General features: G+C 24.2%; 1 protein-coding gene and 1 pseudogene. Both read right to left on the reverse strand.

What is annotated here, in order from left to right; genetic code table 11:
• Window positions 1–694: 694 nt before the first annotated feature.
• Window positions 695–1861: an NAD(P)-dependent malic enzyme gene (locus tag OC701_RS02420; RefSeq protein WP_304514497.1), complete on the reverse strand. Its 1167-nt coding sequence runs from the start codon at window positions 1859–1861 to the stop codon at window positions 695–697.
• 1943 nt (window positions 1862–3804) lie between these two features.
• Window positions 3805–4058, reverse strand: a pseudogene (locus tag OC701_RS02425) (hypothetical protein); the annotation flags it as partial.

The raw sequence follows: 4058 nt of genomic DNA on the forward strand, positions 1-4058 counted from the left end.
ATATTGAATTCTATTCAATGTTCGTGAAAGTTTAGTTTCTGATGAAACCGTTGTTGATATGATATATCAACTCCTTCCTTGATGCCATTGAATAAATAATAAATTACTTTCTGCTTTCGCCCTATAATAGTAGTAATTAACTCTCTTCTCGGTAAGACGATTAGCTAGCTTATTCCAAAACTAGATTTACTCTTACGACTACTAAACAGATTCTTTATCCTTGACCATCCGGACTTTTATTTCCGGATTAGTAAACTTAATTACTTAGTTTTAGGATTCTCCAAGTTACCTTAAATTTCTACCTTAATCCTTTAGGGGAAGTAACCTTCTTATTGGAAGGCTGATTCCAGGTTTTCTTTTTGATAAACTACTCAATACTTATCTTTTGTATTAGTAGGATCTGGACTACTCGTTTAAGCAACTTTCGAGCAGGTTGGTTAATTACATCAATTTTCCTTCTTAGGCCATTTCAGGCTTCTCCATGGAATTATTTGGTGGCGGCGTCTTCTTGACTAATTTGCTTTCGTCGCAACCCGCTTTTATGGTCTGCTATAATCTATCATTCTTTCGTCTGATAAACCGACCATATCCTTTCAGGGTTTATCGGCGCCCTGGCTATTGGTTAGATAGCACGAAATTTAGGCCTCTTTGGCGCCCAAAGAAATAATATAATTTTTATTATTTTCAAAATATATTAATCAATTATAACATTACTCGCTTTTTTTATAGCTTTAACAATAGCCTCAGTACATTCGGGATTAAATATAGAAGGTAAAATATTTTCTTCAGTTAATTCAGAATCAGGAATAATAGATGCTAAAGCATAAACAGCAGCTAACTTCATTTCTTCTGTAATTTGAGTCACTTTGCTATCTAAAGCTCCGCGAAAAATTCCCGGAAAAACTAATAAATTATTAATTTGATTAGGAAAATCTGAACGTCCTGTTGCTACAATACGAGCATTACCTTTTTTAGCTTCTAAAGGCATAATTTCTGGTACTGGATTAGCTAAAGCAAATACAATTGCATCCTTATTCATACTAGCCACCATCTCAGGAGTTAATAAATTAGATTTAGAAACGCCAATAAAAACATCTTTATTTTTAATAATTTCAGTTAAATTTCCGGTTTCATTATAAAAATTAGTTATTTGGGCCAATTTTTGTTGATTTACATTCAATAATTCTGCATCTTTAGAATTGATTGCTCCATTTTTATCAACTAATACAATGTTTTTAGGTTTTAATAAAAGCAATAACTTAGCGATAGCTGTACCTGCCGCTCCTGCTCCTAAAATAACTATTTCCGCTTCGGATATTTTTTTATTAACAACTTTTAAAGCATTAATTAAACCTGCAGAAACAGCAATAGCTGTTCCATGTTGATCATCATGAAAAACAGGGATTGATAATTTTTGTTTTAATTTTTCTTCAATTTCAAAACACTCAGGAGCTTTAATATCTTCCAAATTAATAGCACCAAAAACAGAAGAAATTTTACTAATAATATTAATCATTTCATCAGGATCTTCAGAATCAATACAAATAGGATACGAATCAATATTAGCAAATTTCTTCAATAAAACAGCTTTGCCTTCCATTACCGGAATAGAAGCCAAAGCACCAATATTTCCTAAACCTAACACTGCTGTGCCATTACTAATAACTGCCACGTTATTACCTTTAGAAGTATATTTATATACATCTTGAGGATTATCTTTAATTTTTAAACATGGCTCTGCTACTCCCGGAGTATAAACAAGTGCTAGTTCTTTTAAATTATTAATTTCTACTTTAGATACTGTAGCTAATTTACCTTTTTTTTGCGCATGTAATTTTAACGCTAATTCTTGATTATTCATCAATTAATCGCTCCTGTTTATATTTGAATTATTTATAAAATTTATCTATGAAATTTATTACCAAACAAAACATTAATCTTAAAATTTTAAAAATGAGTAAAATCATTATTATCATTAAAAATAATACAAAATAATCGACACCAATAATAATAATGTATGAACTTTGGCAAAATGTCAACATAAATTTATTTTTTTAATAAAAAAATTTTCTTTTTTTAATAAACTTTAATTTTTAATATCGAAATTGTCATATATAAAATATGATATACTTTATTTTTCGTTAATAATATCAATAGGTTTTTTAAAAGTGATTTTTATAATTTGAATAAAAACAATTAATAAATAAAATAAATCCCAACACAAAAAAATATATATAAAATCTCGCAAATTTGAAATTAATATAAGGAATATAAAAAAATAATAAATAAACCAATTATTAAATTTGAAATAAAAAGAATTTCATTAAAACTGAAATTAAAATCCAATTATTATTGCAATTTCTGTGAAACAAAATAGATAAAATATAAATTTTCAGCTTCCAAAGGGATTTTCAAAATTCCTATATTCCTATATCTTATTTAAAATAGCATTTATTTGTAAAAATAATTATCATAATTGTAGAAAAAATAGCTAAATAAAAATTATTCCAAAAGTATATAGCAAAGCCAATTGGCAATATTTCTTAATCAATCATATTAAATAATTTTATAAAAGGAATTATCGATAAAATAAAATTTTTTTGTTTCAAGGTATTGTTGTGATTATTATTCATTTCAAAAAAATAATGATAATCATCCGCTAAATCAATTTATTATTTCATTATGAAATAAATCTTAAGTAAAACCTATTATTTTGAAAAAATTAAAATTTGTTTTCTTTTTCATAACTTTTTTTTGAATTATTACCAGAATTATAATTTTATTTAGTGTTGATTTAGGCAATAAAAATATATTTTTATTACCTAATTTTTCTTCTTCATAATATTTATCTAAAAACAATGATTTAATAGTATATAAAAATTTTTGCTTCTTACTATTTTGTAATAATTTATATTTTTATTGGCAAAAAATTATTATAATACCGACAACAAGTCGAATATTGATTTTCATTTAAAGTTTCAATTAATTATCTAAGTTTATTTAATATTAATATCTAATAATCACTAATTACTGCAATAATGAAAATTGATTATAAAATAATATCTGTTTTAGGTATAAGATTTTAAAATTCGTCTAAATAACGAGAAACATACATTTTATTTTTACTCAAATTCATTGGTTTTTGGTAACTCAGGGTTTTCCAAAATTTTTCATTTTCAAATATACCTATTTACATCGAACCGAATTTGATGTTGAAAAAATAAATTAAATTTCGATAATTATTGCCTTCTGTTAAGTTATTTAATAATAACTTTTTAAGATAGCAAACACTTATTATCGGGTATAAATGAATTTTCAGATGTTTTCGTTTCAAAAAAACAAACTAATTCCGAGTAATTAGCAACATAATATTTTAATCATCTCAACCTTTAAATGAAAATAAAATTTTGTGTCTTAATTATTTTTAAAATTGATTTAATGATATGAAGAAACTGATACAAATAATAAATATAGCTCACGTTAATCATAATAAAGCTAAAAAAATATCGGTTAATATAACATGAAAAACAAAGAAATAATTTTTAACTTCATATGATTCAAAATCATAAAAAAGATGATCTTGAACATAATTGAATTATGCGAAACTAAAATAATTCATTTTTTATTAAAAAATTTTTTTAAATAGCTTTAATATTTATTTTTCAATAATACTATCTAAAGAGTTTGTAGATCATCAACTCATAAAAAGCAGGTTCCTATAATTATAGCTATCGCAATAAATACTCATGTTTTCTTGACCTCCAGATGATTTTTTCATACATTTTACCAAAATAATTTAATCGGCTAAATCGAGAATGTTATTAATAAAATAATATTATAAAACTTTTCTATTTTAAATAAAAAATTTATTAACCAAGATATTAAAATAGAACAAACAAAACCAATAAAAAAACCAATTATTTTTATAGGTAAAATTATAATAAAATAATACCAGCTAATTACAAAAATTATTAAAAAAATAAAACTAAACATATTTTTCTCGCATTTCTTTAAAAATAAATTTTCATAAATTAAAAAAATATAAAAATCTTGCAAAT

The organism is Candidatus Phytoplasma bonamiae, from assembly GCF_030586845.1.
GTDB classification, from domain to species: domain Bacteria; phylum Bacillota_I; class Bacilli_A; order Acholeplasmatales; family Acholeplasmataceae; genus Phytoplasma; species Phytoplasma bonamiae.

What these genes read in the sequence shown, in the direction of transcription:
- OC701_RS02420 (WP_304514497.1), bottom strand. Translation starts at nt 1,861, where the DNA reads ATGAATAATCAAGAATTAGCGTTAAAATTACATGCGCAAAAAAAAGGT.